The 26358-nt window shown below is 65.5% G+C and carries 23 protein-coding genes; 11 read left to right on the top strand and 12 right to left on the bottom strand.

The annotated features are described in order from the left end of the window. Positions 1 to 15 precede the first annotated feature (15 nt). From CLM60_RS16270 to xdhA, 7 genes are all read right to left on the bottom strand, one after another. Positions 16 to 1089, bottom strand: a complete 1074-nt coding sequence (locus tag CLM60_RS16270) for a BMP family ABC transporter substrate-binding protein (protein ID WP_095590156.1) — start codon at positions 1087 to 1089, stop codon at positions 16 to 18. 51 nt (positions 1090 to 1140) lie between these two features. Continuing rightward, positions 1141 to 2073, bottom strand: a complete 933-nt coding sequence (locus tag CLM60_RS16265; protein WP_095590155.1) for an ABC transporter permease — start codon at positions 2071 to 2073, stop codon at positions 1141 to 1143. Position 2074: 1 nt separating this feature from the next. After that, positions 2075 to 3160 (bottom strand): ABC transporter permease, encoded by a 1086-nt coding sequence (locus CLM60_RS16260; RefSeq protein WP_095590154.1) that lies wholly within the window; start codon positions 3158 to 3160, stop codon positions 2075 to 2077. A gap of 105 nt (positions 3161 to 3265) precedes the next feature. Beyond that, positions 3266 to 4786, bottom strand: a complete 1521-nt coding sequence (locus tag CLM60_RS16255) for an ABC transporter ATP-binding protein (protein ID WP_095590153.1) — start codon at positions 4784 to 4786, stop codon at positions 3266 to 3268. Further along, the gene (gene xdhC / locus CLM60_RS16250) at positions 4783 to 5811 is read right to left on the bottom strand and encodes a xanthine dehydrogenase accessory protein XdhC (protein ID WP_095590152.1); all 1029 of its coding nucleotides are present in this window, start codon (positions 5809 to 5811) and stop codon (positions 4783 to 4785) included. The genes CLM60_RS16255 and xdhC overlap by 4 nt, the downstream gene beginning before the upstream one ends. Further along, positions 5808 to 8108: a xanthine dehydrogenase molybdopterin binding subunit gene (gene xdhB, locus CLM60_RS16245; RefSeq protein ID WP_095590151.1), complete on the bottom strand. Its 2301-nt coding sequence runs from the start codon at positions 8106 to 8108 to the stop codon at positions 5808 to 5810. Before xdhB ends, xdhC begins: the two co-directional genes overlap by 4 nt. After that, on the bottom strand, positions 8105 to 9484 hold the full coding sequence (gene xdhA, locus CLM60_RS16240; RefSeq protein WP_095590745.1) for a xanthine dehydrogenase small subunit: 1380 nt from the start codon (positions 9482 to 9484) through the stop codon (positions 8105 to 8107). Before xdhA ends, xdhB begins: the two co-directional genes overlap by 4 nt. A 222-nt stretch (positions 9485 to 9706) precedes the next feature. On the opposite strand from xdhA, the gene CLM60_RS16235 reads away from it, so the two are divergent. The 3 genes from CLM60_RS16235 (at position 9707) to CLM60_RS21000 (ending at position 14063) form a co-directional block, all read left to right on the top strand. Beyond that, on the top strand, positions 9707 to 10105 hold the full coding sequence (locus CLM60_RS16235; protein ID WP_095590150.1) for a VOC family protein: 399 nt from the start codon (positions 9707 to 9709) through the stop codon (positions 10103 to 10105). Positions 10106 to 10156: 51 nt separating this feature from the next. Beyond that, a complete protein-coding gene (gene dnaE, locus CLM60_RS16230; protein ID WP_095590149.1) occupies positions 10157 to 13660 on the top strand; it encodes a DNA polymerase III subunit alpha in 3504 nt (1167 codons plus the stop codon). Positions 13661 to 13907: 247 nt separating this feature from the next. Then, on the top strand, positions 13908 to 14063 hold the full coding sequence (locus CLM60_RS21000) for a hypothetical protein (protein WP_176473907.1): 156 nt from the start codon (positions 13908 to 13910) through the stop codon (positions 14061 to 14063). A 125-nt stretch (positions 14064 to 14188) separates the two neighbouring features. Here the strand turns inward: CLM60_RS21000 and CLM60_RS16225 are convergent, their stop codons facing one another. Further along, the gene (locus tag CLM60_RS16225) at positions 14189 to 14545 is read right to left on the bottom strand and encodes a roadblock/LC7 domain-containing protein (RefSeq protein ID WP_095590148.1); all 357 of its coding nucleotides are present in this window, start codon (positions 14543 to 14545) and stop codon (positions 14189 to 14191) included. Between the two features lie 558 nt (positions 14546 to 15103). Further along, positions 15104 to 15331: a SlyX family protein gene (locus CLM60_RS16220; protein WP_245848446.1), complete on the bottom strand. Its 228-nt coding sequence runs from the start codon at positions 15329 to 15331 to the stop codon at positions 15104 to 15106. Between the two features lie 112 nt (positions 15332 to 15443). Between CLM60_RS16220 and hisS the strand changes: the two genes are divergently transcribed. Genes hisS through hisG form a run of 3 tightly spaced genes read left to right on the top strand, consistent with a single transcriptional unit; the run spans position 15444 to position 18711 of the window. Then, positions 15444 to 16916 (top strand): histidine--tRNA ligase, encoded by a 1473-nt coding sequence (gene hisS / locus CLM60_RS16215; RefSeq protein WP_095590146.1) that lies wholly within the window; start codon positions 15444 to 15446, stop codon positions 16914 to 16916. Next, positions 16913 to 18016: an ATP phosphoribosyltransferase regulatory subunit gene (locus CLM60_RS16210; protein ID WP_095590145.1), complete on the top strand. Its 1104-nt coding sequence runs from the start codon at positions 16913 to 16915 to the stop codon at positions 18014 to 18016. The genes hisS and CLM60_RS16210 overlap by 4 nt, the downstream gene beginning before the upstream one ends. Further along, positions 18013 to 18711 (top strand): ATP phosphoribosyltransferase, encoded by a 699-nt coding sequence (gene hisG / locus CLM60_RS16205; protein ID WP_095590144.1) that lies wholly within the window; start codon positions 18013 to 18015, stop codon positions 18709 to 18711. Before CLM60_RS16210 ends, hisG begins: the two co-directional genes overlap by 4 nt. Before the next feature lie 63 nt (positions 18712 to 18774). Here the strand turns inward: hisG and CLM60_RS16200 are convergent, their stop codons facing one another. Further along, positions 18775 to 19206, bottom strand: coding sequence for a DUF1489 family protein (locus CLM60_RS16200; protein ID WP_095590143.1), 432 nt, complete (start codon positions 19204 to 19206; stop codon positions 18775 to 18777). Positions 19207 to 19298: 92 nt separating this feature from the next. Between CLM60_RS16200 and CLM60_RS16195 the strand changes: the two genes are divergently transcribed. From CLM60_RS16195 to CLM60_RS16175, 5 genes are all read left to right on the top strand, one after another. Continuing rightward, positions 19299 to 21821: an adenosylcobalamin-dependent ribonucleoside-diphosphate reductase gene (locus CLM60_RS16195; protein ID WP_095590142.1), complete on the top strand. Its 2523-nt coding sequence runs from the start codon at positions 19299 to 19301 to the stop codon at positions 21819 to 21821. A 99-nt stretch (positions 21822 to 21920) separates the two neighbouring features. Further along, entirely contained in the window at positions 21921 to 22748 is an 828-nt protein-coding gene (locus CLM60_RS16190; protein WP_176473906.1) for a winged helix-turn-helix domain-containing protein, read from the top strand. A 106-nt stretch (positions 22749 to 22854) separates the two neighbouring features. Beyond that, positions 22855 to 23424, top strand: a complete 570-nt coding sequence (locus CLM60_RS16185; protein WP_095590140.1) for a tetratricopeptide repeat protein — start codon at positions 22855 to 22857, stop codon at positions 23422 to 23424. A 205-nt stretch (positions 23425 to 23629) separates the two neighbouring features. Beyond that, entirely contained in the window at positions 23630 to 24145 is a 516-nt protein-coding gene (locus CLM60_RS16180; RefSeq protein WP_095590139.1) for a sigma-70 family RNA polymerase sigma factor, read from the top strand. Next, positions 24146 to 24781, top strand: a complete 636-nt coding sequence (locus CLM60_RS16175) for a ChrR family anti-sigma-E factor (protein ID WP_095590138.1) — start codon at positions 24146 to 24148, stop codon at positions 24779 to 24781. Between the two features lie 3 nt (positions 24782 to 24784). Here the strand turns inward: CLM60_RS16175 and CLM60_RS16170 are convergent, their stop codons facing one another. Both CLM60_RS16170 and CLM60_RS16165 read right to left on the bottom strand, forming a co-directional pair. Beyond that, on the bottom strand, positions 24785 to 25510 hold the full coding sequence (locus CLM60_RS16170; protein WP_095590137.1) for an SDR family NAD(P)-dependent oxidoreductase: 726 nt from the start codon (positions 25508 to 25510) through the stop codon (positions 24785 to 24787). Then, positions 25507 to 26283 (bottom strand): DUF1365 domain-containing protein, encoded by a 777-nt coding sequence (locus CLM60_RS16165; RefSeq protein ID WP_095590136.1) that lies wholly within the window; start codon positions 26281 to 26283, stop codon positions 25507 to 25509. Before CLM60_RS16165 ends, CLM60_RS16170 begins: the two co-directional genes overlap by 4 nt. Positions 26284 to 26358 lie beyond the last annotated feature (75 nt).

Raw genomic sequence — 26358 nt, 5'->3', positions numbered from 1 at the left:
TGCGATTGGGACCGCTTATTGCGGGATTTCGCCTGTCAGCCCCTCGACATAGAAGCTCATGCCCGCCAGCGTGCCGTCATCGGCCACTTCGCCCTCGGCCAGCCAGTCGCTGCCATCCTGTTTTTTCAGCGGCCCGGTGAAGGGGTGGTATTCGCCCGCGCCGATCGCCTCGACCATGGCCAGCGCCTCGGCCTTTACATCGGCGGGCACGGCGTCCGAGATCTCGCCGATCTTGACCATGCCGGTGCTGATGCCGTCCCAGGTGTCGACGCTTTCCCAGCTGCCATCCATCACCGCCTGGGTGCGGGCCACGTAATAGGGCGCCCAGTTGTCGATGATCGAGCTGACGCGCGGCATCGGGGCGAATTCGCCCATATCAGAGGCCTGACCGAAGGTGATCACGTTGCCCGCCTGTTCGGCGGCGGCCTGCGGCGCGGTGGAATCGGTGTGCTGCAGGATCACGTCGGCGCCCTGTTCGATCAGCGCCTTGGCGGCGTCGGCCTCTTTCGCCGGGTCGAACCAGGTATAGGCCCAGATGATCTTGAATTCGACATCCGGGTTGACCTTCTTGGCGTGGATATAGGCAGAGTTGATGCCGCGAATGACCTCGGGGATCGGGAAGGACGCGATATAGCCGATGATGTTCGATTCCGTCATCTTGCCCGCGATGTGTCCCTGCACCGCGCGCCCCTCGTAGAAGCGGGCGGAATAGGTGCTGACATTGTCGGCGCGCTTGTAGCCGGTGGCATGTTCGAATTTCACATCCGGGAACTTGGCGGCCACATTGATCGTCGGATCCATGTACCCGAACGAGGTGGTAAAGATCAGATCCGCCCCCGACAGCGCCATCTGGGTCAGCACGCGTTCGGCATCCGCGCCCTCGGGCACGCTTTCCTGAAACACGGTTTCGACCTTGTCGCCGAACGCCTCTTCGACGGCCAGGCGGCCCTCGTTATGTTCATAGGTCCAGCCGCCATCGCCGATGGGGCCGACATAGACGAACCCGACCTTGGTCTTGTCCTGGGCAAAGGCTGCCCCGCCAAACCCGATGGCCAGCGCGGTCGCGGCAAGCAGTGTTCTGCGCTTCATGTTTTCTACTCTCCTGTTGTGCGGGCCTGGGCCCGGTTAAGGTTTAACGCCTCAGCTCGTGGCGTGGAAGACGCGGCCAAGCGAGCCGGGCGCGTTCAGCGCCGCACGGCTGCGGTCGGCGGACATGATGACCAGCACAAGGATGGTGATCAGGTAAGGCGACATCGACAGGTATTCGACCGGGATCGCAACGCCTGCCGCCTGCAGGTTCAGCTGCAACACGGTGATGCCGCCAAACAGATACGCTCCCAGCAAAACCCGGCCCGCTTTCCAGCTGGCAAAGACGACGATGGCCAGCGCGATCCAGCCCGCGCCGGCGGTCATGCCTTCGGTCCATTGCGGCACGCGGATCAGGGACAGATAAGCGCCGCCCAGCCCCGCGCAGGCGCCGCCGAACATGATCGCCAACAGGCGGATGCGAATGACCTTGTATCCCAGCGCATGGGCGGCATCGTGGTTTTCCCCCACCGCCCGCAGGATCAGACCCGCGCGGCTGTATTTCAGCACCGCCCAGACCGCCGCGACCAGCGCGACCGACAGGTAAACCATTGCGTCATGGGAAAACAGGATCGGCCCCACCACCGGCAGGTCCGACAGCACCGGCAGGTCCAGACGCGGCACGGGCGGCGCCTTGATCCCGACATAGCCCTGGCCCATCAGCGCCGATAGCCCCAGCCCGAACAGCGTCAGGCCCAAGCCCGTCGCCACCTGGTTCGACATCAGGTATTGTGTCAGCACCCCGAAGAGCAGCGATAAAACCGCGCCGCCAAGCGCGGCACAGACGAAGCCAAGCGCGGGGCTGCCGGTTTCCACCGCGATGATGAACCCGCAGACGGCGCCGGTGATCATCATCCCCTCGACGCCCAGGTTCAGCACACCGGCCTTCTCCACCACCATCTCGCCAATGGCCGCCAACAGGATCGGCGTCGCCGCCACCATGAGCGAGGCGATCAGGAAGACCGGGTTGATCGAGGACAGGTCCATCTTACGCCACCTCTGCCTTGCCCAGCCGGATGCGGAAATTCGACAGCACATCCATCGCCAGCAGGAAGAACAGCAGCATCCCCTGGAACAGCTGGATCGCGGCCGAGGGCAGCCCCAGCATCAGCTGCGCCAGCTCGCCCCCGATATAGGTCAGCGCCATCAGCAGCCCCGCCAGCAGGATGCCCACCGGATGCAACCGGCCCAGAAACGCCACGATGATCGCGGTGAAACCATAACCCGAGCCGAAATCGATGCTGATCTGGCCCGCGGGGCCCGTCACCTCGAACAAGCCCGCCAGCCCGGCCAGCGCGCCCGAAAGGCCAAGGCAGATCAGGATCAGCCGCGCGGGATTTACGCCCGCGAACCGCGCCGCACGCGGGCTTTCGCCGGTCAGCCGGATCTGGAACCCCAGGATATGCCGGGTCAGCAGGACATAGGTGAAAATCACCGCGATGAACGCCGCGACCACCCCCCAATGCATGCCCGATCCTGCGATCAGCTCGGGGTTCGCCGACGCGCCCCATTGCTGCAGGTTGCGGCTGCCCGGGAAACCGTGGCCCTCGGGGTTGCGCAACAACCCGGACGAGACCGAGGCCAGCACATTCTCGGCCACATAGACCAGCATCAGCGACACCAGGATTTCGTTCGCACCGAATTTCGTTTTCAGGATCGCGGGGATCATCGCCCAGGCCCAGCCGCCTAGCGCGCCCGCCAGAACCATCAGCGGAAAGATCAGGATGCTTTCGGATGGGTAAAACGCCAACCCCGCGCCAGCCCCGCAAATGGCCCCCATGATATATTGCCCCTCGGCCCCGATGTTCCAGATCCCGGCGCGGAACCCCAGCGACAGCCCGATGGCGATCAGAATGAGCGGCCCGGCCTTCACCAGAAGCTGCGGCCGGGAATAGGCGGCGAATTGTTCGTGAAACAGCGGATCCCAGAAAATGATGCGAATGGCCGCAAACGGATCCTTGCCCAGGGCCGCGAACAGCAGCCCACCTGCAATCATCGTCGCCAACACCGCCAGAACCGGCGTGGCCGCGGCCCAGGCGCGGGACGGTGTGGGGCGCTTTTCCAGCCGGATCATGCCGCCGCTCCTGGCCGCAATGGGGGGATTTCGAGTATTTTTGCCAAGAAGAAGGTCAGGTCTTCTTCTTGGTGACAAATACTCTCGCCGAAGGCGTAAGGGCGCTCAGGCATCGGCATGCGCGACCTCCATGTCATGGGCGCCGCCCATCAACAGGCCGATCTCCTCCATCCCCAGCCCGCGCATCGGGCGGGGGGACGACAGGCGGCCCTCGTTCAGGGCGGCGAACCGGTCCGAGATTTCCATCAGCTCGTCCAGGTCCTGGCTGATTACAACGATGGCGGTACCCCGCGCGGCCAGATCCAGCAGCGCCTGCCGGATGGCGGCGGCGGCTGCGGCATCGACGCCCCAGGTGGGCTGGTTCACCACCAGCAGATCGGGGCGCTGCAGCACCTCGCGCCCGATCACGAATTTCTGCAGGTTGCCGCCCGACAAGGCGCGCGCGGCGGTGCCGGGGCCGGGGGTGCGGACGTCGAAGCGGCTGATGATGTCTTCGGCAAAGCCGCGGGCGGCGGGCCAGTTCAGGAAGCCGCGCGCCGTCAGCCCCTGGCGGATCGCCCCGGTCAAAAGCGCGTTTTCCGTCAGGCTCATATCCGGGGCGGCGGCATGGCCCAGCCGTTCCTCAGGCGCGGCCAGCACGGCGATGCGGCGACGCGCATTGGGGCCAAGCTGGCCAATGGGGGTGCCGCTCAGCCGCACGGTGCCGGCGTCGGTCCGCGCCTCGCCCGACAGGGCCGACAGCAGCTCGTCCTGTCCGTTACCCGCGACGCCGCCGATGCCCAGAACCTCGCCCGCATGTACCTGGAAGCTGATGTCGCGCAGGCTGGTGCCGAAGGGTGTGGCCGATGGCAGCGTCAGCCCGGCCACATCCAGCACCACCGCGCCCTGATCATGCGGCGCGCGGCTGGGCGGGGTCAGTTTGCTGCCCACCATCATCTCGGCCAGTTCGGCCGCCGTCTGCGCGCGCGGATCGCAGGTTGCCACGACCTCGCCGCCGCGCAGGATCGTGGCGGCGTCGCAGAGGCTGCGGATTTCTTCCAGCTTGTGGCTGATATAAAGGATCGCCGTCCCCTCGGCCGAGAGCTTGCGCAGGGTTTCGAACAGGATCTCGACTTCCTGCGGGGTCAGCACGCTGGTCGGTTCATCCATGATCAGCAGCTTGGGGTTCTGCAGCAGGCAGCGAATGATCTCGACCCGCTGCCGTTCGCCCGCGCTCAGGTCGCCCACCACGCGGTCGGGGTCCAGCGGCAGGCCATAGGTGTCGGACACGTCGCGGATCCGCTGCGCCAGCTGGCTCATAGGCGGCGGACTTTCCATGCCAAGCGCGATGTTCTCGGCCACATCAAGCGCGTCGAAGAGCGAGAAATGCTGGAACACCATCGCCACGCCCGCAGCCCGCGCCGACCGAGGCTCTGCCGGTTCGAATGCCGCCCCGTGCAGCCGCATCGCACCGCTGTCGGGCTTGACCAGCCCATAGATCATCTTGACCAGCGTGGATTTGCCCGCGCCGTTTTCCCCCAGCAGGGCATGGACCTCGCCCGCGGCCACGCGGAAGGACACGCCGTCATTGGCCACGACGCCGGGATAGGCCTTGGTCAGCCCCTCGACTGCAAGCAATTCCGTCACCCCCGGGCGTCCTTTGCGGCTTCTGTCGTTTTGCCCTGCTGTAGTAGCGTGGCCGCGACCCCGATCGCAATGGCTTGCGGGTGTTTCCCCAGCGAAGGTTGCCCGATCGGACAGCAGATGCGTGCAATTTGGGCATCTGCATGGCCAAGCTGCCGCAGCCGGTTCCGGAACCGGGCCCATTTGGTGGCAGACCCGATCAGCCCGCAAAAGCCGAAGCCTTGGGACAGGACGCGGTGGCACAGTTCCAGATCCAGCGCGTGAGAATAGGTCAGGATCAGGTGTTCGGCGTCGCTGGGTGCGTGCGGGATCAGATCGGCGGGGTTGGCCGCGATCAGTTGTGTGACGCCCTGCGGCAGCGGCGCGGGAAAACGCGCGGCGGAGATATCCGTCCAGGTAAGTGCAAGATCGGGCAGGGGGGCCAAGGTTTCCACCAGCGCGCGCCCGACATGCCCCGCGCCATGTATCCATACCGGGCGCTGCGGACGGCGGATGGGTTCGACGAACCAGCCATCGATCAAGCTGGCACGGGCGGGCGCGGTGCCGTTGCGCGCCTGCGCGGTGATGCGCGCGACTTTCAGCGGCGGCGCCGCAGGGGCGTCGGCGGCAACCGCCCGGGCGAAGGCGGTATCGTCGGGCAAGGGGAGCGCGGCGTGATCGAAAAATTCGGTCAGCAGAGACACCGCCCCGCCACAGCACTGGCCCAGTTGCGGCCCCAGCGGGTGGCGCGTCAGTCGGGCCAAGGGCGCTCCCGCCCGGCGCGGCCGCATCTGCGATGCCGCCGCCCCGGTTGGGCCAAGCCGCGCCTGCGGCGCGGCGATTGCGCCCGAAAGCCAGCCGCGCGCGGTGCCGGCCGCCTGATATTCCAGCGCCCCGCCGCCAATGGTGCCCGACTGCCCGCCGGGCCAGACCAGCATCGCCGCGCCAACCTCGCGCGGGACAGAACCCGCGGTGGCCGCGACGACCACGCGTGCGACAATCCCATGGGCCGCGACCGCCCGGCGCAATTCCTGCAGGTCGAAACTCATGCCCGCACCCGGTCGATCGCTGCCAGCAGCCGTTCGGGCGTCGCGGGCGCATCCAGCGCGGGATAGGGCGCGCCACAGGCCGCCACAGCATCGCTCAGCGCCATCAGGGCCGATATGCCCAGAATCAGGGGCGGCTCGCCCACCGCCTTGGACCGGTAAATCGTCTCCTCGCTGTTCTCGCCATCCCACAGCGCCACGTTGAATACCGCCGGCCGATCCGAACAGGCCGGGATCTTGTAGGTCGACGGCGCATGGGTCCTGAGCCGCCCGCTGTCATCCCAGACCAGTTCCTCGGTCGTCAGCCAGCCGGCGCCCTGCACGAACCCGCCCTCGACCTGGCCGATATCCAGCGCCGGGTTCAGCGAGGCGCCCGCATCGTGCAGGATGTCACAGCGCAGCATGCGGTTTTCGCCGGTCAGCGTGTCCAGCACGACCTCGGTCACCGCCGCGCCATAGGCGAAATAGAAGAACGGCCGCCCCCGTCCGGCGATCCGGTCCCAGTCCAGCTTGGGCGTCTTGTAGAACCCGGTCGCCGACAGGCTGATCCGTGCCTCATACGCGCTACGCGCGGCCTCGGCGAAACTCAGATCCGCGTCGCCCACGAACACCCGGCCATCGGCGAAATGCACCCGCCTTGGCACGGTCTGATGCGTTTCGGCCAGATGCGCGGCGATCCGGTCGCGGATCGTGTCACACGCCACCTTCACCGCCATCCCGTTCAGGTCCGACCCCGACGAGGCTGCGGTGGCCGAGGTGTTGGGCACCTTGCCGGTATCGGTCGCGGTGATCTTCACCGCCGCCATTGGTACACCGAAACTGCTGGCGGCGACCTGCGCGACCTTCTGGAACAGGCCCTGTCCCATCTCGGTCCCGCCATGGTTCAGGTGGATCGATCCGTCCTGATAGACATGTACCAACGCGCCCGCCTGGTTCAAATGCGTCAGGGTAAACGAGATCCCGAACTTCACCGGCGTCAGCGCCAGCCCCTTCTTCAACACCGGATTGGCGGCGTTCCAGTCCGCCACCGCCGCCCGCCGCGCGGCATAATCCGACGAACCCTCAAGCGCCGCCACCATCTCGTGCAGCTCGAAATCCTCGACCGCCATGCCATAAGGCGTCGTGCCTGCGGCTTTCTTCTTGGCTGAAATATCCCCGCCGGAGGCATAAAAGTTCCGGCGCCGCACCGCCAACGGGTCCTGCCCCAAATGATGGGCGATGTGATCCATCACGCGCTCGATCCCCACCATGCCCTGCGGCCCGCCAAAGCCGCGAAAGGCCGTGGCGCTTTGGGTGTGGGTCTTCAGCCGGTGGCTTTCGATCCGGGCTGTGGGCAGCTCATAGGCATTGTCGGCATGCAGCATCGCGCGGTCCGCTACGGGCAGCGACAGGTCCTGCGCCCAGCCGCAACGGGCGTATTGCACGAATTCCACCCCCGCCACACGGCCCTCATCATCAAACCCGGCGCGATAGGCGATGCTGAAATCATGGCGCTTGCCGGTGATGACCATGTCGTCATCGCGATCATAGCGCATCTTGCAGGGCCGCCCGGTCGCCCGCGCGGCCAGCGCACAGGCGATGGCCAGCGCGTTGCCCTGGCTTTCCTTGCCGCCGAACCCGCCGCCCATCCGCCGGGTTTCCACGCGCACGGCATGCATGGGCACGCCCAACGCATCGGCGACCTTGTGCTGGATCTCGGTCGGGTGCTGGGTCGAGGACTGCACCACCATGTCGCCGCCTTCCTGCGGCAGGGCCAGCGCGGCCTGGCCTTCCAGATAGAAATGCTCCTGCCCGCCGATCTCCATCACGCCCTCGACCACATGAGGGGCGGCGGCGATGGCGCTGGCGGCGTCGCCCTTTTCCCAGATGCGCGGGCCATCCTCGAACCGGCTGTTCGCGGCCAGCGCCGCGTCGATGGTCAACAGGGCGGGCTTTTCGTCATAGCTGGCCTGGCCCAGCCGCGCGGCTTTGCGCGCGGCCAGATGGCTGTCGGCCACCACCAGAAAGATCGGCTGGCCCAGATAGCTGATCGCGGGCCCGCCCAAAAGCGGCTCGTCATGGGCCGAGGGCGAGCAATCGGGCATCGGGCTCAGATCGTCCGGACCGAATACCGCCACCACACCCGGCGTGGCGCGGACCGCAGACAGGTCCAGCGCGGTCAGCGTTCCATGGGCGATGTTCGACAGGCCGAAGGCCAGGTGCAGGCAGCCCGCCGGCGCGGGGATGTCATCGACATAGCGCGCGGTGCCCGTCACATGCAGCGCGGCGGCATCATGGGGCAGAGAGCGGGCCACGCTCATGGGGTGAGCTCCAGCACATTCGTGGCGGTGCCCTGATCCTGATGGAAACAGCGCCACAGCATGTTTTCCGCCGCGCGCAGCCGGTAATCGGCGCTGGCGCGCATATCGCTGAGAGGTGTGAAATCTGTCGCAAAGGCCGGGATCGCGGCGCGCACCGTGGCCTCGGTCCAGGGGCGTCCGATCAACGTCTCCTCGACCGCAGTCGCGCGTTTCGGGATGCCCGCCATACCGCCAAAGGCGATCCGGGCGGCTTGCACTTTTCCGTCCTGAACGGTCAGGTTAAAGCATCCACAGACCGCAGAAATGTCCTGATCGAACCTTTTCGACAGTTTGAAGCAACGCAGGCTGTCGGGTTGTTTCGGCACGATCACGGTTTCCACGAACTCGCCAGGGTCGCGGTCCTGTTTGCCGTAATCGAGGAAGAAATCCTGCAACGCGATCTCGCGCCGCGTATCGCCCTTGCGCAGCACCAGTCGCGCATCCAGCGCGATCAGCGCGGGCGGGCCGTCGCCGATGGGCGAGCCGTTGGCGATATTGCCGCCAATCGTCGCCGCCGCCCGCACCTGGGCCGAGCCATAGCGGCGCAGCATTTCGGCAAAGCCCGGATGCCGGTCGGCCATCGCCACGCGCAGCCGCGCGATGGTGACGCCCGCGCCGATGCGCAGACCGGTGTCGGTCTCTTCGATCCGTTGCAGGTCGGTGCAGCGGTGCAGGAAGATCACCGGCGCGATGTCGCGCAACCCCTTGGTCACCCACAGCCCCACATCCGTCGCCCCGGCCACCAGCGTGGCGTCGGGGGTTGCGGCGTAAAGGCGGGCGAGCTCCTCGGACGACCCCGGCAGGGCCGGGGCGCCCTCGTCGCTCGCGGCGGCGTCCAGCGCCGCCAGGTCCGCATCCATCCAGCCCGGCGCGGGGTGATCGGCGACGGCCTGCGCGGCGCGGATGATCGGGGCATAACCCGTACAGCGGCAGAGGTTCCCCGCCAGCCGGTCATCGTAGTCGGTCTGGCCGTTGCGATGCGCCACCGCCATCGACATCACGAAACCCGGTGTGCAGAAGCCGCATTGCGAGCCGTGGTGATCCACCATCGCCTGTTGCACCGGGTGCAGCGCACCGTCCGGGCCGCGCAGCCCTTCGACCGTGCGCACCGCCTTGCCGTGCAGTTGCGGCAGGAACAGGATACAGGCGTTCAGCGCCCGCGTGCCATCGGCATCGCTGACCATCACCGTGCAGGCGCCGCAATCGCCCTCGTTACAGCCCTCTTTCGTGCCGGTCAGCCCGCGCCCCTCGCGCAGCCAGTCCAGCAGGGTTGTCACGGGCGAGACATTGTCGAGACATACGCGCTCTCCATTCAACAGAAAGCTGATCCGGTCCATGCGCATTCCAGTGCCGCTTTCTGTTCGACGCGACGCAAGGTCGCGCGCCCCGCCCGATGCGACGTAAAGCGGGGGCCGTTCCGGGGAACAAGATTGGGCGCGATGCACCCGGTCTGGCAAGCCCTGATTTCACCGCCCCGTGCGAAGGTGTTTTTGGTTAATTCGTAAAATGTGCAATTTGTGGCACAATGGCGCGCAGAACCGGCAAAGAAAGGCCCGGAGATGACCGTTTTGTCGATCCATCACGTTCAGCTTGCCATGCCCCAGGGCGGCGAGGATCAGGCGCGCGCGTTTTACGGCGGGCTTCTGGGGGTGCCCGAGATTCCCAAGCCCGAGGCATTGCAGCCCCGTGGCGGCGTCTGGTTCGAGGCCGGAACGCTGCGCCTGCATCTGGGGGTCGAGGCTGATTTCCGCCCGGCGCAAAAGGCCCACCCGGCGCTGGCGGTGACAAGCCTGTCGGCGCTGGCCGCGCGGCTGGAACAGGCGGGGACCAAGGTCGCCTGGGATGACAGCCTGCCGGATTTCGACCGGTTCTATGCCGATGATCCGTTTGGCAACCGGATCGAATTTCTGGAACCCCGCGCCTGGGATTTTTCGAACCGGGGGCCGGACACCGCCTGATCGGCAAGATGGCCGCTTCACGTCCGCGCGGCTTGGCCCTATCGTGGCGCCATGACCCGTGATCCCCGATTCATCCACCTGCGCCTGCATTCCGAATATTCGCTGCTGGAAGGCGCGATCCGGGTCAAGAAGCTGCCCGGCCTGTGCACCGATGCCGGTATGCCCGCCGTGGCGCTGACCGATACCAACAACATGTTCGCCGCGCTGGAATTTTCCGTGGGCGCTACGGGCTCGGGCATCCAGCCCATTGTCGGCTGTCAGGTCGATCTGGAATTCGAGGCCGCCGCGCCGGGCGAAAAGGCGCGCCCGCCCGCGCCGTTGGTCCTGCTGGCGCAGTCCGAGGCCGGGTACGAGAACCTGATGAAGCTGAACTCGTGCCTGTATCTGCGCGGGGATGGCAGCCTGCCGCATGTGACGCTGGACGAGCTTTCGGCCCATTCCGGCGGACTGATCTGCCTGAGCGGCGGGCCGGACGGCCCCGTCGGGCGGCTGTTGCAGGCCGGTCAACGCGCCAAGGCCGAGGCGCTTGTCAAACGGCTGGCCGGCGATTTCCCCGACCGGCTTTATATCGAGCTGCAACGCCATCCCAGCGATGACAGCGCCCCGCCCGAGGCCGAGCGGCTGACCGAGCGCGGGCATGTCGAAATGGCCTATGACATGGGCCTGCCGCTGGTCGCGACGAACGATGTCTATTTCCCGACGGCCGATATGTACGAGGCGCATGACGCGCTGATCTGTATCGCCGAAGGCGCCTATGTCGACCAGCAGGAACCGCGCCGCCGCCTGACCCCACAGCATTATTTCAAATCGCCCGAGGAAATGGCGGCGCTGTTTGCCGACCTGCCCGAGGCGATTGAAAACACGGTGGAAATCGCCCGGCGCTGTGCCTTCGCGACCTATCGGCGCGATCCGATCCTGCCGAAATTCGCCGATGACGAGGTTGCCGAGCTGCGCCGTCAGGCGAATGAGGGGCTACAGGCCCGTCTGGCGGTGATCCCGCATGCGGTCACGCCCGAGAAATATCAGGAACGGCTGGATTTCGAGCTGGATATCATCGAATCCATGGGCTTCCCGGGCTATTTCCTGATCGTTGCGGACTTCATCCAGTGGGGCAAGGACAACGATATCCCGGTGGGGCCGGGGCGGGGGTCGGGCGCGGGGTCGCTGGTGGCCTATGCACTGACGATCACCGACCTGGACCCGCTGCGCTACAGCCTGCTGTTCGAACGGTTCCTGAACCCCGAACGGGTCAGCATGCCCGACTTCGACATCGATTTCTGCATGGACCGCCGGGAAGAGGTGATCCGCTATGTCCAAGAGAAATACGGCCGCGACAAGGTGGGCCAGATCATCACCTTCGGCGCGCTTCTGTCCAAGGCCGCCGTGCGCGATGTGGGCCGGGTGTTGCAGATGCCCTATGGCCAGGTGGACCGGCTGAGCAAGCTGATCCCGGTCGAGGGCGTGAAGCCCGTGTCGATCCAGCAGGCGCTGATCGACGAGCCGCGCCTGCGCGAGGATGCGAGGGCCGAGGAGGTGGTGGACCGCCTGCTCACCTATGGCCAGCAGGTCGAGGGGCTCTTGCGCAATGCCTCCACCCACGCCGCCGGTGTGGTGATCGGCGACCGCCCGCTGGACGAGCTGGTGCCGCTTTACCAGGATCCGCGCTCGGACATGCCGGCCACCCAGTTCAACATGAAGTGGGTGGAACAGGCCGGGCTGGTCAAATTCGACTTTCTGGGCCTGAAGACGCTCACGGTCATTCAGGGTGCGGTGGACCTGATCCACGGGCAGGGGCGCGACCTGCATATCGCGCCGGACGGCACGCAGCTTTATGAACCCGCCGAGGGGGCCGAGAATCAGATCAACGCGATCCCGCTGGACGACAAGCCGTCATACGACCTGTATGCCAGCGCCAAGACGGTCGCGGTGTTCCAGGTGGAAAGCTCGGGCATGATGGACGCGCTGCGCCAGATGAAGCCCACCTGTATCGAGGATATCGTGGCGCTGGTGGCGCTTTATCGTCCCGGGCCCATGGAGAACATCCCCACCTATTGCCAGGTGAAGAACGGCCAGAAGGAACGCGAATCCGTTCACCCGCTGATCGACCATATCCTTGAGGAAACCCAAGGCATCATCGTCTATCAGGAACAGGTGATGCAGATCGCACAGGTCATGGCGGGCTATTCGCTTGGCGGCGCGGACCTGCTGCGCCGGGCCATGGGCAAGAAGATCAAAGAGGCGATGGACGCCGAGCGCCCGAAATTCGAAAAGGGCGCGGCCGAGAACGGGGTGGATAAAAAAAAGGCCTCGGAAGTCTTTGACCTGCTGGAGAAATTCGCCAATTACGGCTTCAACAAATCGCACGCGGCGGCCTATGCCGTGGTCAGCTATCAGACCGCCTGGCTGAAGGCGAACCACCCGGTCGAGTTCATGGCCAGCGTCATGAACTGCGATATCCACCTGACCGACAAGCTGGCGACCTATGCCGAGGAGGTCCGCCGGGGCCTTGAGATCGAGATCGTGCCGCCTTGCGTCAATCGCAGCATGGCGAAGTTCAGCGTCGCGGAGGGCAAGGTCGTCTATGGCCTGGGCGCGCTGAAGAATGTGGGCGCCGATGCGATGGGGCTGGTGGTCGAGGGGCGGGGCGACAAGCCCTTTGCGACGCTTTACGATTTCGCCCGCCGGGTGGACCTGAAACGGGTGGGCAAACGCCCGCTGGAGATGCTGGCCCGCGCGGGTGCCTTCGATCAGCTGGACACCAACCGGCGCCGGGTCTTTGACAGTCTGGACGGGCTGGTGAACTATTCCGCCGCGATCCACGAACAGCGCGCGTCGAACCAGGTGTCGCTCTTTGGCGAGGCGGGCGATGACCTGCCCGAACCGCGCATGAGCCCGATCGAGGATTGGCTGCCGAACGAAAAACTGGCCGAGGAACATAAAGCCATCGGTTTCTATTTGTCGGGCCACCCGCTGGACGATTATATGCCCGCGCTGAAACGGTCCAAGGTCATGACGCTGGAAGAGGTCAGCAAGCGCGTGCAGGGCGGGCCGATGATCGCCAAGATGGCAGGCTCGGTCGCCGGGCGGCAGGAGCGTAAATCCGCGCGCGGCAACCGCTTTGCCTTTGCCCAGCTGTCCGATCCCACGGGGTTATACGAGGTCACGCTGTTTTCCGATGTGCTCGAGGCCTCGCGCGACCACCTGGAGGCCGGATCGAACGTCGTCCTGACGGTCGAGGCCACGTGGGAGGGCGAGCAGGTCAAGCTGTTGGCGCGGGGCGTGGTGCCCATCGACACGGTGGTGGCCGATGCCGGTGGTGCGGGCCTCAAGATCTTCGTGACCGAGGCCGACGCGGTGCGATCGGTGACCGGCCTGTTGCAGCGCGCGCTGGGCGAAAGCGGGCTGCGGGGGCGGGGGCCGGTGCATCTGTGCCTGATGGACCCCGCGTTGCCGGGCGAGGTCGATGTCGCGCTGCCCGACGAATTCCCGGTCAATCCCCAGATCAAGGGCGCGCTAAAATCGCTGCCCGGAGTATTGCAGGTCGACGAGTTCTGATCCGCGCGGAATTCCCCGGCCCGCGGATCGGGATTTTCCCAGAGTGCAGAGCGACTTAGCCGCACCCCTTCTGCCGGCGAAATAGCCGCTCGCGTCGAAATTATATTACGTCGAACAGGGTTTTTGACGCATTTTCGTTAAACATCTGCCCGGATATGACCGATAGAATGCCGTTTGTCGTTCAAATTTTCGCCTTATTTTCCGGATCATTTCGCCACACTGTAAATCGTAAGCGAGAGGAAATCGTATGAGTGAGGCAACCGGCGTTTATCGTACCAAGGCCGCAAATGGACTGGAGTTCGCCTTTATCGACAAAGGCGTGGGAAAACCCATCGGCATTCCGCGTGATCAGTACGAGACCAAGGGTTACAAACCCACCTATGACAATCTTCCTGAAAAATAAGCCTCCTATGCGATAACGCGTCCCGATCCTGTAAAAGTGCCACAGGACCGGGATGTCGATCCCAAACCGCGTAGTGGGTTTGCCCGGTCATCCGTGTGCAGCAGATGGCCGGGCGTTTTGAACGATCAAAGCTTGATCGCGGACTCGACATTCTTGACCGCCAGACGCGCCATGCCCAGGTTGGACTTCGCACGATCCAGGGCGACATAAACGAACACTTCGGGGTTCGACGCCAGCGGACGGATCAGGTGGTACTGCGTTCCCAGCGAGATCAGGACATCCTCAATATGGTCGTCCAGGCCCAGGGCTTTCATCGCAGCGTTCTTCGCGCGCACCACTTCCATGTTGGCGGCGCCGGCTGTTTCCAGGTCGAGATTGCCGTTGCCGGATTCGGACGCCAGCATCAGGCCCGAGTCGCTATCGACCAAGCAGGCGCCGATAAAGCCGTCGATCTCGGTCAGTTTCGAGATATCTGTATTCATTACCAAATTTCCATTTAAGTGCCAGAAGCCTTTCGAATGCTCCCGGTATTGGACCAAAATCGGGCAGGAACATCCGAAATGTTGGGAAATTGCAGACAGCTGATTTTCATGGGTTTCATCGTAAGATTTTGATTCTAAACGCTTTCGCAAGCTGCTGAAATTTCAATTATGGCATTTTCGCCATATTTAGGGTCAATTCAACACAATTTGATGTCGTCGGGTGCGACAAAGATGCACGGTTTGTTAACCCAAACGTCGTATGTCGCCGCCGATTCTGCGGTCCAACCCGCGATCACCTGCCAGACGTGTTTCAAGGGGGCCAGCTTCACATCCGCGCCGGGTTCTGTGAACGGGGGTGAGGGGGCGCGGGCTTCCCATTCGGCCCCGCCTTCCCCAGATTGATCACAGGCTGGCGCTGCTTCCTCCAGGGCGGTGTCGGCCCATGTGCCTGACCAGAACCGGCAGTGCGGCGCGTGTGTTGCGCCGCCGCCTGACCCGCATTCGGCCCCCATGTCCCCCCGTGGGCCGAGACGCCTCAGGGCCGGGGCCGTCGCGCTGTTACCAGTGCGGCGGCTTCTGGTCGGCCAGCGGGATCGTGCCGCCGTGATCGGCCTCACGCTCGGCCTCGCGCTGCATCAGCATCGCCACCCGCCGCGTCAGCACGTCGATCTCGCGTCCCTGGCGGGCCATCTCGTCCGACATCTCGTCCAGCATCGTGCTCAGATGCGCGATCCGCTCTTCCAATGCGATGATCTTGTCGTCCATGCCCTGTGTGCTCCGCGCCATGATTGCGTCATGGCGTACATAGCGCGCCGGGCGGGGAATTGGCCAGCCCGCCTTGCCCCGCGCCGCGCCATCCGCTATGCCCCGCGCGAACCCAGATGCAGGGAAAGCGGCAATGGCCAAGGACAAGAAACCCAAGCGCCCCAAGGCGGAAACTCCGAAAGGCTTCCGCGACTATTTCGGGGCCGATGTGACCGAACGCAAGGCGATGCTGGATGCCATCGCGGCGGTCTATCATCGCTATGGGTTCGATCCGCTGGAAACCTCGGCCGTTGAAACGGTCGAGGCGCTGGGCAAGTTCCTGCCCGATGTCGACCGCCCGAACGAAGGCGTCTTTGCCTGGCAAGAGGACGAGGCCGACTGGCTGGCGCTGCGCTATGACCTGACGGCGCCGCTGGCGCGGGTCGCCGCGCAATACCGCAACGACCTGCCCAGCCCCTATCGCCGCTATGCGATGGGGCCTGTCTGGCGCAACGAAAAGCCGGGGCCGGGGCGGTTCCGGCAGTTTTATCAATGCGATGCGGATACGGTGGGGTCGGCGTCCGTTGCGGCGGATGCCGAGATCTGCGCCATGCTGGCCGACACGCTGGAGGCCGTGGGCATCCCGCGCGGCGATTACATCGTGCGGGTGAACAACCGCAAGGTTCTGAACGGTGTGCTGGAAACCATGGGGCTGTCCGACGACGCCACCCGCGATGCGGTCCTGCGCACCATCGACAAGTTCGACAAGGTGGGCGAGGCCGGTGTGCGCGAGTTGCTGGGCAAGGGGCGGCTGGACGCCTCGGGCGCCTATATCGACGGTGTCGGGCTGGCGCCGGAACAGGCCGAGCCGGTGATCGCCTTCCTGACATCGAAAGCCGATGGCACCGAAACCACGCTGGCCAATCTGCGCGCCGCCGTGGGTGGCTCGCAAATGGGGGCCGAGGGCGTGGACGAGCTGGAACAGATCGCGGCCCTTCTGGCCGCCCAAGGCTACGGCCCCGACCGGATCGTGATCGACCCCAGCGTCGTCCGTGGCCTGGGCTATTACACCGGCCCGGTGTTCGAGGCCGAGCTGAGCTTCGAGATCACCGATGAAAAGGGCCGCCCGCGCCAGTTCGGGTCTGTTGCCGGGGGCGGGCGCTATGACGATCTGGTCAAGCGCTTCACCGGACAGGCGGTGCCCGCGACCGGCGTGTCGATCGGCGTTGACCGGCTGCTGGCGGCCTTGCGTGCCAAGGGCCGCGCCGGGGGCGAGATGCAGGGCCCCGTCGTGGTGACCGTGATGGACCGCGCGCGGCTGGCCGATTATCAGGCGATGGTGGGCGAATTGCGCGCCGCCGGTATCCGGGCCGAGATGTATCTGGGCAACCCGAAGAATTTCGGCAACCAGTTGAAATACGCCGACAAGCGCGGCTCGCCCGTGGCGGTGATCGCGGGCAGTGACGAGTTCGACAAGGGCGTGGTGCAGATCAAGGACCTGATCCTGGGCGCCAAGATCGCCGAGAACGCAACGCTTGAGGAATGGAAGGAACGCCCCAGCCAGTTCGAGATCGCGCGCGCCGATCTGGTGGCCGAGGTGGCCCGCATCCTGGCGGATCAGGAATGACGCCCAAGGCCGCGATCCGCGCCTGCGCCGACCGGTTGCAGCAGGCCTTTGTCGCCGATGGCGCGACGCCGGTGGAGACCGATATCCTGCTGCCGGCGGAAACGCTGCTGGACCTGTATGGCGAGGATATCCGCGCCCGCGCCTATGTCACCAGCGACCCACTCAGGGGCGAGATGATGCTGCGCCCGGATTTCACCGTACCGGTGGTGCAGATGCACATGGACCACGGCGCGGATCCCGCGCGCTATACCTATCTGGGCGAAGTGTTCCGGAAACAGGAGCACGAGCGCCAGCGCGCGGCGGAGTACCTGCAGGTGGGCTACGAGGTTTTTGACCGCGAGACCCCGGTGGTGGCCGAGGCGCATGTCTTTGCCCTGTTCGCACAGATCCTGGCGCCTTATGGGCTGCATGCGGCGACCGGGGATATCGGCATCCTGCTGGCCGCGGTCGAGGGGTTGCAGACCACCGAACGCCGCAAGGCCGCGCTGAAACGCCACCTGTGGCGGCCGCGCCGGTTTCGTGCGCTGCTGGACCGGTTCGGCGGGCGCAAGCGTATGCCGGAAAGCCGTGCCAAGCTGCTGAAGGCCGCGGCGGGCGGGGTCGAGGCGCTGCTGGACAAGGGCGGCCCCGAGATCGGGCTGCGCAGCCGGGCCGAGGTCGCCGAGCGGATCGCCGCGTTGCAGGCCGACGCCGCCGAGCCGCCGATTTCGGCCGCGCAGGTCGATATCCTGGACCACATCCTGTCGCTGCGTGAAACCTCGACCAATGCGCTGGAGGTGCTGCGCGACATCGCTGTCGACATGCCCGCGCTGGGCGCGGCTGTCGCGCGCATGGAGGCGCGGCTCGACGCGCTGGCCAAGGCCGGGATCGATGTCGCGGCGCTTGATTTCGAGGCCAGCTATGGCCGGACAACGCTGGAATATTACGACGGGTTCGTGTTCGGCTTCTATGCCGATGGGCGGCCCGATCTGCCGCCCGTGGCGACCGGCGGGCGCTATGACGCGCTGACCCGGGTGCTGGGGCAGGGCGACGGCATCCCGGCGGTGGGCGGCGTGATCCGGCCCGAGCTGGTGCTGACCCTGACGGAGGGGCGGACATGACGCTGAAACTGGGCGTGCCGTCCAAGGGGCGGCTGATGGAAAAGACCTTCGACTGGTTCGCGGCGCGCAACGTGCAGCTGCGCCGGACCGGGTCGGACCGGGAATATGCGGGCGCCGTCGACGGGGTCGATGGGGTCGAGCTGGTGCTGCTGTCGGCGGGCGAGATCCCGCACGAGCTGGCGGCGGGGCGGATCCAGCTGGGCGTGACCGGCTCGGATCTGGTGCGCGAGAAGATCGCCGATTGGGACAGCCGGCTGCGGGTGCTGGAGCCGATGGGGTTCGGCCATGCCGACCTGATCATCGCGGTGCCCAAATGCTGGGTCGATGTCGACACGCTGGACGATCTGGACGCGGCGGCGGCGGCATTCCGGCGCGCGCACGGGTTCCGGCTGCGGATTGCCACCAAGTATCACCGGCTGGTGCGCGATTTCCTGCGCGAGGCCGGCGTGGCGGATTACCAGCTGGTCGACAGCCAGGGCGCGACCGAAGGCACGGTCAAGAACCTGACCGCCGAGGCGATTGCCGACATCACCTCGACCGGGGAAACGCTGCGGGCCAACCACCTGAAGATCCTGTTCGATGGTTTGGTGCATCAAAGCCAGGCCACCCTGTTCCGGTCGCGCCGCGAAGGGTGGTGCGACGGGATGCGCGCCAGTTTCGATGCGCTGGCGGATCGGTTGCAGCTGGACCTGTGAGGGTAGGCCGGGGGCGCTGCCCCCGGACCCCCCGGAGTATTTTCACCAAAAAGAAGGGGCGGATCAGCGCAGGCCGATTTCGGCCAAAGCGGTGGCGAGGGTGCTGGGCAGGGCCTCGTCTTGTTCGCGGCCCTGGGGCAGGTCGCGCGGGGCGTCCTCAGCCGCCAGGTAGCGCCAGCCCTGGAAGGCGCGGCGGGGTTGGGGTTCGGTGCGGATGATCGCCTCGTCCAGGACGATGCCGCAGCGGCGGATGCCGTCTTCGCCAATCACTTCGTCCAGGCGCAGGATGCGCTGGCGGGCCAGGATCACGCCCTTGAACACCCAGTAGAGTGAGCCGCCGTTCAGTAATTCGGCCTCGCGCTTGGGCCACAGGCGGGTGACGTGTCGGCAGGTCCAGTTCGGATCGTCGGCCTTGCGCGCCGCGCGCCAGCCTTGCAGCGCGGCGATGCTGTCGGCACCGACGCAGAGTTTGACCAGATTCACAGGTTTATCCACAGACTCGCCCCCAGTTTCGGGTAGATATAGTAGTGGATTTCAGGCGCGCTTCAAACTATTGTGGATGCCTGCCAGTTTTAGGGGACCCGTCGATGACACGCTTTGCCGCGCCGATTGCCGAGCAGATCTGGGATATGAAATACCGGCTGAAAGAGGCCGATGGTACGCCCCTCGATCTGGGGGTCGAGGATACCTGGCGCCGGATCGCGCGGGCGCTGGCGGCGGTCGAGGCCGAGCCTGCGGTGTGGGAAGACCGGTTCTATGCCGCGCTGGAGGATTTCAAGTTCCTGCCCGCGGGCCGGATCACGGCGGGTGCGGGCACCGACCGGTCCGTGACGCTGTTCAATTGTTTCGTCATGGGCACGATCCCTGACAGCATGGGCGGGATTTTCGACATGCTGAAAGAGGCCGCGCTCACGATGCAGCAGGGCGGCGGGATCGGCTATGACTTCAGCACGATCCGGCCCAAGGGCGCGGGTGTGAAGGGCGTGGCCGCTGACGCCTCGGGGCCGCTGTCATTCATGGATGTGTGGGACGCGATGTGCCGCACCATCATGTCGGCGGGCAGCCGCCGCGGCGCGATGATGGCCACGATGCGCTGCGATCACCCGGATGTCGAGGATTTCATCACCGCCAAATCCGACCCCGCGCGGCTCAGGAATTTCAATGTCTCGGTCCTGGTAACGGATGCCTTTATGGAGGCGGTGAAGGCCGATGGCAGCTGGGACCTGGTGTTCGATGGCACGGTCTATCACACCGTGCAGGCGCGCGATCTGTGGAACAAGATCATGCGCGCGACCTATGATTATGCCGAGCCGGGGGTGATCTTCATCGACCGGATCAACGCGATGAACAACCTGTCCTATTGTGAGACCATTGCGGCGACCAATCCCTGTGGCGAGCAGCCCCTGCCGCCCTATGGCGCCTGCCTGCTGGGGTCGATCAACCTGGCGCGTTTGGTGGACCGGCCGTTCGAGCAGGGCGCCGATCTGGACGAGGCGGCGCTGGCCGAGCTGGTGGCGACCGCCGTGCGGATGATGGACAATGTGGTGGATGCCAGCCGCTTCCCCCTGCCGCAGCAGGCCGAGGAGGCCGCCAACAAGCGCCGGATCGGGCTGGGCGTCACCGGGCTGGCCGATGCGCTGCTGATGGTCGGGCTGCGCTATGGCTCGGAGGAGGCGGCGCGTCAGACCGAGCGCTGGTTGCACCGGATCGCGCGCGCCGCGTATCTGGCCTCGGCGCAGATGGCGAAGGAAAAGGGGGCGTTCCCGCTGTTCGACGCGGAGAAATACCTTGCCACCGGGCATATGATGCAGATGGACGACGACGTGCGCGCGGCGATTGCCGAACACGGGGTGCGCAACGCGCTGCTGACCTCGATCGCGCCCACCGGGACGATCAGCCTGTATGCTGGCAACGTGTCGAGCGGGATCGAGCCGGTCTTTGCCTATGCCTATACCCGCAAGGTGTTGCAGAAGGATGGCAGCCGGACCGAGGAAGAGGTCGTGGATTATGCGGTACAGATGTGGCGCGACAAGATGGGCGACGCGGAGCTGCCCGATCATTTCGTGAACGCCCAGACGCTGGCGCCCGCCGATCACGTGCGGATGCAGGCGGCGGCGCAGAAATGGGTCGACAGCAGTATCTCGAAGACGATCAACTGCCCCGAGGATATCGGGTTCGAGGCGTTCAAGGACGTCTATATGGACGCCTATGAGAGCGGCTGTAAGGGCTGCACGACCTATCGCCCGAACGAGGTGACTGGGTCGGTGTTGAGCGTGAGCGAGGGGGCGAAGGAAGAGGCCAGGATTGCCGGCGACAGCATCGCCGCCCGCATCGAATCCGCGATGAAAATGCGCGACACGAACGCAAAAAAAGTTGCGGAAATGGCGGGGCTGAACGCGACCGCCGTCTACGACATCTTGAAGGGCAAGTCGAAATCCCCAACGGTCGATACGCTCCAGAAAATCGCCGCTGCTTTGGATGTCGCGACTTCCTCGCTTCTTCTTGGCGAAAATACTCATGGCGCAGCACCCGAAGTCATCGCAACCGCCGGACAGGAACCCGCCACGCCCCATGGCGACGTGATCTACATGTCCGACCCGCTGGACCGGCCGCAATCGCTTGAGGGGCATACCTATAAGCTGAAATGGCCCGATAGCGAGCACGCGATCTATATCACCATCAACGACATCATCATCAATGGCCACCGCAGGCCGTTCGAGGTCTTCATCAACTCCAAGAACATGGAGCATTTCGCCTGGACCGTCGCGCTGACGCGGATGATCTCGGCCGTGTTCCGGCGCGGGGGCGATGTGAGCTTTGTGGTCGAGGAGTTGAAAGCCGTATTCGACCCGCGCGGCGGGGCCTGGATGCAGGGCAAATATATTCCGTCGATTCTGGCGGCCATCGGGGGCGTGATCGAGCGCCACCTGGTCAATATTGGCTTCATCGCGGGCGAGGGCATGGGCCTGAAAACCGACCCGCATTACGAGGCGCTGGCGGTGGGCGACAAGCCGCGCGGCAAAGCCTGTTCGTCCTGCGGGTCCTATGAAATGCGGATGGTCGAGGGGTGCATGACCTGCGCCGATTGCGGCTATTCCAAATGCGGCTGATGCTCCTACGACCTTTGGCCAGTTTGCCAGACCGGGCCCGCGCATAGTTTAACGGTCCCTGATCCGGTTTGCAGGGCGATGATGCGGGAGGCGTGCGCGATGCTGATCCGATATCTTCTGGTCACCTGCGCCGTGGTTTTCCTGGCTGCCACTGGCCGGCCTGAGATTGACGCCTTTCTTGATCGCCGGTTGCAGGCCTGGGCGGGCGAGGATCCGATGGCGCTGCGGTTTCGGGTGTCGTCCGACCCGACGCTCCAGGGCATGGTGATCTGGGATGCCGAGGGGCAGCGCATCTTTCCGCCCGGTGGCGGGCTGATCCATGTCAGCGAAGAACGTATCCTGTCGGATCTGGACCGTCTGAACGCGCTGCGGGCCGAGCCGGAGCTGCCCGCCTGGGACGTGGTCGCGCGCGGCAGCGATCTGTTCTATCGCTGTGGCGCGGATCGCTGTCTGTTGGTCGATGGCCCGGCCCTGTTGGCCGAGATGGGGATACCGGGTGTGTCGTTGCAGGACCTGCTGGCGCGGCGCGATCGGCCCTGGGCGCTGGTCGCCTTGGGGCTGTGTGCCGGGGCGGGCGCGATGCTGTGGGCCGTGCGCCGCAAGCGGCAGGTCATGGCGCCCGCGCCCCAGGGGTTCCGCTTTGGCCATGCGCTCATCGACCCTGACCGCATGGCCGCGCAGGTGGGGGACCGCAAAAGCACGCTGACGGCGCGGGACCTGAAGCTGATCGCGCTGTTTCGCGACAATGCGGGCACGGTTCTGAGCAAGGACGTGCTTTACGATGCGGGCTGGGGGCGCGACTATGCCCCCAACAGCCGGGCGCTGGAACAACATATCCTGACCCTGCGCCGCAAGCTTGACCCCGCGCGCGAACGCCCCGAGGTGATCGAGACCGTGCATGGGCACGGCTATCGCTATAACGGGTGATCTTGCAAATTTCTTGCGAATTTCTTGCAGGTATCTGACCACCGGTCTGGCATAGTGGGGCAGGGTGGCCGCATGTTCATGGCATTGCACCCGATGGGAGGACCCGATGAAAGCCACGCATTTCGCCTTGCCCCTGATCGTATTCCTGGTGTCCGGGGTGGCGGCCTGGGCCGATGACCGCAGCATGCGCTCGGACGCCGACGGCACCCACAACCCCGAAGAGCTGTCGTTGCGCGGCGCGCTCGACCGGCTCAAGCATGACGAGGCGCACCCGATGGAATACGCGCTGGGCTATGGCGCGGCCAAGGCGGGCCTGCATGACGAGGCCAAGCGCCTGTTCGAGGGGGCGGTCAACCGCCACGAAAGCCCGCAGGCGATGACCTGGCTGTCCTGGATGGCCGATAACGGTCTGGCCGGCCCCGAGGACCCGAAGGCCGCCGCCGAATGGGACCGCCGCGCCGCCGAGGCCGGCAGCGAGGTGGGCATGTTCAACTATGGCCTGGACCTGTTGCGCGGGCGCGGTGTCGAGCGCGACGAAGAAAAGGGCCGCCAGATGATCGAAAGCGCCGCCGCGCTGGGCCAGCCGCGCGCGCAGCATCTGATCGACAATGATTACGATCTGGAAAGCGTGACGCCCGACGCCGACAGCTGGAAATACCGCGAATTGCTGTACTGACCGGCGACCCGCGCATGATTTTCGCGGCCTGATCCCGAAATTTCACCGATCCGGTGATCCAAACCGTCTGCGCCTGCGTAGACGGTTTATGGTTGCGCTGGACGTCGAAATAATGCGGTCTAAAGATCGCAGTACCGCAGGTCGCGGGGGGAATTGGCCGACAGTGGCGCCGAAGACAACGGAAATATCGCAACAGACCAAGTGGATGCTGGCCGTCCGCGACAATCGCGATCGTGCGGCCTTTGCCGCGCTGTTCGATCATTTCGCGCCGCGGCTGAAAGGGTTCATCATGCGTTCGGGCGCCTCGGGCCAGCAGGCCGAAGAGGTTGTGCAGGACGTGATGCTGACCATCTGGCGCAAGGCCGAGATGTTCGATCCGCACCGGGCGCAGGTTTCGGCCTGGATCTATCAGATCGCGCGCAACCGGCAGATCGACGTGGCCCGCAAGGAAGGCCGCCCGGTGCCCGAGGCGCTGAAGGCCGAGCCAGAGGTCGAGGATGACGCGGCGCAGATCTATGCGCTGGAGCAGGAGACGACGGTTCTGAAACAGGCGCTGTCGCGCCTGCGGGACGACCAGCGCGAGATGATCGAGAAAGCCTATCTGGGCGAGATGACTCATCAAGAGATCAGCACCCAAACCGGCCTGCCGCTGGGCACGATCAAATCGCGCATCCGACTTGGGCTGGAGCGGCTGAGACATGAATTGAAGGGCATGCGCTGAATGACCGCAATCACCCATCATATCCCCGACGCCATGCTGGCGGCCTATGCCAGTGGCAACCTGGCCCAGCCCTTTGCGCTGGTCGTGGCCAGCCATGTGTCGATCTGTGACGACTGCCGTGCCGCGCTCGAGGCGCATCAGGCGGTGGGCGGCGCGATCCTAGAAGGGACCCGCGCCGTCGCGGCGTCGCCCGATCTGAAGGCGTCGGTTCTGGCGCAGCTGGATGCGCCCCACAGCCCCGCGCCGGAATACAGGCGCGCGGGACCGCTGCCCGGGCCGGTGATGGCCGCGCTGAAGGGCGCGCCGCCGCGCTGGAAACGGCTGGGCATGGGGGTGAAACAGGTTCTGCTGTCGGCCGATCAGGACGGATCCGCGCGGCTGCTTTACATCCCGCCGGGACAGGCGGTGCCCGATCACGGTCATAACGGGTTGGAAATGACGCTGGTCCTGCAGGGCAGTTTCAGCGACGAGGTCGGCCGGTTCGGCGTCGGCGATGTCGAAATCGCCGATGAAAGCCTGGATCACACCCCCATCGCCGATGCGGGCGATCCCTGTATCTGTCTGGCCGCCACCGATGCGCCGCTGCGGTTTCACGCCTTTGTCCCGCGACTGTTGCAGCCGCTGTTCCGGATCTGAGCGCTATTTCCCGCGATAGACCAGCAGGTCGGGCAACAGGGCAACCCCCTTGATCGCCCAGGAAAACGGGGCCGGGAAATCGGTGCGGAACCGGCGCGACCGCATCGCGCGTTCGACCCGTCGGGCGGCCTGTTCGGGTGACATCAGCATCGGCATCCTGAAGCTGTTCTTTTGCGTCAGCCGGGTGTCGATAAAGCCCGGATTGACCACCCGCACCGTCACGCCCGTGCCCCGCAGATCGTGGCGCATGGTCTCGGCCAGGCTGACGATCGCGGCCTTGCTGGGGCCATATCCGATCGAGGCGGGCAAGCCGCGATAGCCCGCCAGCGAGCCGATCAGGGTGATATCGCCCGCGTCCCGTTCGACGAAATCGGGCATGACCTGTCCTAGCACCCGCATCGGCCCGATGAAATTCGTTTCGCACATCCGCAGGGCGGCATCGTCGTCCCAGTCGGTGCTGCGCATCGGCTCGTATGTGGCCGCGTTCAGAACCACGCCGTCGATGGCGCCCGCGTCGATGGCCGCCTGCCGGACCGCCGCGCCATCGGTGATGTCGAAGGGCAGGGTGCGGCTGCCGGGCAGCGCGTCGGCCAGGCTGTCCAGCCGCCGGGCGTTGCGGGCCGACAGGATCAGCCGCGCGCCTGCCGCATGCAGCCGCTTGGCCAGTTCGCGGCCCAGCCCCTCGCTGGCGCCGATCAACCAATAGGTCTTGTTCGCGGGATCGATCATGTCCGGGCCTCTCCGTCGGGCAGGTTGTCCGAGATCAGCGTCTGAGGCGGAGTGGGCTTGGGCCGGAAGGGCGCGCGTTTGCGCCACAGCTTCAGTGCCTGCCAATGGATCAGCGCCACCACCCGCGCCGCACCGAACGGCCGCCGCAGCGCTGCCCACAGAAGCGCGCCGTCGCTGGCCGCCCGCCGCGCGCCCGTCAGCGTGGCCAGCACGCCCTGATCGCCGTTTTCATACGCGATGCGCAGGGCGATCTTCGTCGCCGACCAGTCCAGGTTGAACGTATATTGCCCCGCCACATCCTGAAACGGGGACACATGCATCAGCTTTTCGGCCGTGATCGTGTCACGCGCGGCGATGGGACGGAAATCGGGGTGGGCGCAGAAATAGCAATGCCGGTCGCCGAAGGTGTTGTTGACCTCGGCCACGAAGGCGCAGGGGCGGTCATCGCGCAGGGCGATCCAGAAGCTGACCGGGTTGAAGTGCAGCCCCAGAAAGCTGGGCTGCGTCAGCAGGACCAGCCGCGTGCCGTCCAGCGGAAAATCCCGTTCGCTCAGCACCTGGCGGAACCAGTCCACGCCATGGCCGTCCCCGCGCGGGCCCCCATGGTGGCGGTCGCGGATGAACCACAGGTTGAAGCGGTTGTGCGAAAAGAGCCGGGGCGTTTCGCCCTGATCCGGCGCCCACAGCACATAATCCACACCGTAATGAAAGGCGTTCTTCAGCGCGCCGCGCCGGGCATGAAAGGTTCGGCCCTGGATATGTTCAAGTCGCATGGGGCTAATACGCCCCGAAACCCGAAACGGATCAACCGGCCCTTTGCGATTTCGCGATGCCGGTGCGGTGGCTAG

The organism is Actibacterium ureilyticum (assembly GCF_002285435.1).
In the GTDB taxonomy this organism is placed as follows: domain Bacteria; phylum Pseudomonadota; class Alphaproteobacteria; order Rhodobacterales; family Rhodobacteraceae; genus Actibacterium_C; species Actibacterium_C ureilyticum.
The sequence above is the reverse complement of the archived record's forward strand: the minus strand, read 5'-3'. Positions and strand labels throughout refer to the sequence as shown.

Excerpts from the sequence above, each read along its gene's own strand:
- CLM60_RS16265 (WP_095590155.1), bottom strand. The coding sequence starts at position 2,073 with ATGGACCTGTCCTCGATCAACCCGGTCTTCCTGATCGCCTCGCTCATG.
- CLM60_RS16260 (WP_095590154.1), bottom strand. The coding sequence starts at position 3,160 with ATGATCCGGCTGGAAAAGCGCCCCACACCGTCCCGCGCCTGGGCCGCG.
- CLM60_RS16180 (WP_095590139.1), top strand. The coding sequence starts at position 23,630 with ATGCTGGCCGTCCGCGACAATCGCGATCGTGCGGCCTTTGCCGCGCTG.
- CLM60_RS16185 (WP_095590140.1), top strand. The coding sequence starts at position 22,855 with ATGAAAGCCACGCATTTCGCCTTGCCCCTGATCGTATTCCTGGTGTCC.
- CLM60_RS16225 (WP_095590148.1), bottom strand. The coding sequence starts at position 14,545 with ATGAATACAGATATCTCGAAACTGACCGAGATCGACGGCTTTATCGGC.
- CLM60_RS16210 (WP_095590145.1), top strand. The coding sequence starts at position 16,913 with ATGACGCCCAAGGCCGCGATCCGCGCCTGCGCCGACCGGTTGCAGCAG.
- CLM60_RS21000 (WP_176473907.1), top strand. The coding sequence starts at position 13,908 with ATGAGTGAGGCAACCGGCGTTTATCGTACCAAGGCCGCAAATGGACTG.
- CLM60_RS16235 (WP_095590150.1), top strand. The coding sequence starts at position 9,707 with ATGACCGTTTTGTCGATCCATCACGTTCAGCTTGCCATGCCCCAGGGC.
- CLM60_RS16270 (WP_095590156.1), bottom strand. The coding sequence starts at position 1,089 with ATGAAGCGCAGAACACTGCTTGCCGCGACCGCGCTGGCCATCGGGTTT.
- CLM60_RS16220 (WP_245848446.1), bottom strand. The coding sequence starts at position 15,331 with ATGGCGCGGAGCACACAGGGCATGGACGACAAGATCATCGCATTGGAA.
- CLM60_RS16175 (WP_095590138.1), top strand. The coding sequence starts at position 24,146 with ATGACCGCAATCACCCATCATATCCCCGACGCCATGCTGGCGGCCTAT.
- xdhA (WP_095590745.1), bottom strand. The coding sequence starts at position 9,484 with ATGGACCGGATCAGCTTTCTGTTGAATGGAGAGCGCGTATGTCTCGAC.
- CLM60_RS16195 (WP_095590142.1), top strand. The coding sequence starts at position 19,299 with ATGACACGCTTTGCCGCGCCGATTGCCGAGCAGATCTGGGATATGAAA.
- xdhC (WP_095590152.1), bottom strand. The coding sequence starts at position 5,811 with ATGAGTTTCGACCTGCAGGAATTGCGCCGGGCGGTCGCGGCCCATGGG.
- xdhB (WP_095590151.1), bottom strand. The coding sequence starts at position 8,108 with ATGAGCGTGGCCCGCTCTCTGCCCCATGATGCCGCCGCGCTGCATGTG.
- CLM60_RS16190 (WP_176473906.1), top strand. The coding sequence starts at position 21,921 with ATGCTGATCCGATATCTTCTGGTCACCTGCGCCGTGGTTTTCCTGGCT.
- CLM60_RS16165 (WP_095590136.1), bottom strand. The coding sequence starts at position 26,283 with ATGCGACTTGAACATATCCAGGGCCGAACCTTTCATGCCCGGCGCGGC.
- hisG (WP_095590144.1), top strand. The coding sequence starts at position 18,013 with ATGACGCTGAAACTGGGCGTGCCGTCCAAGGGGCGGCTGATGGAAAAG.
- hisS (WP_095590146.1), top strand. The coding sequence starts at position 15,444 with ATGGCCAAGGACAAGAAACCCAAGCGCCCCAAGGCGGAAACTCCGAAA.
- dnaE (WP_095590149.1), top strand. The coding sequence starts at position 10,157 with ATGACCCGTGATCCCCGATTCATCCACCTGCGCCTGCATTCCGAATAT.
- CLM60_RS16170 (WP_095590137.1), bottom strand. The coding sequence starts at position 25,510 with ATGATCGATCCCGCGAACAAGACCTATTGGTTGATCGGCGCCAGCGAG.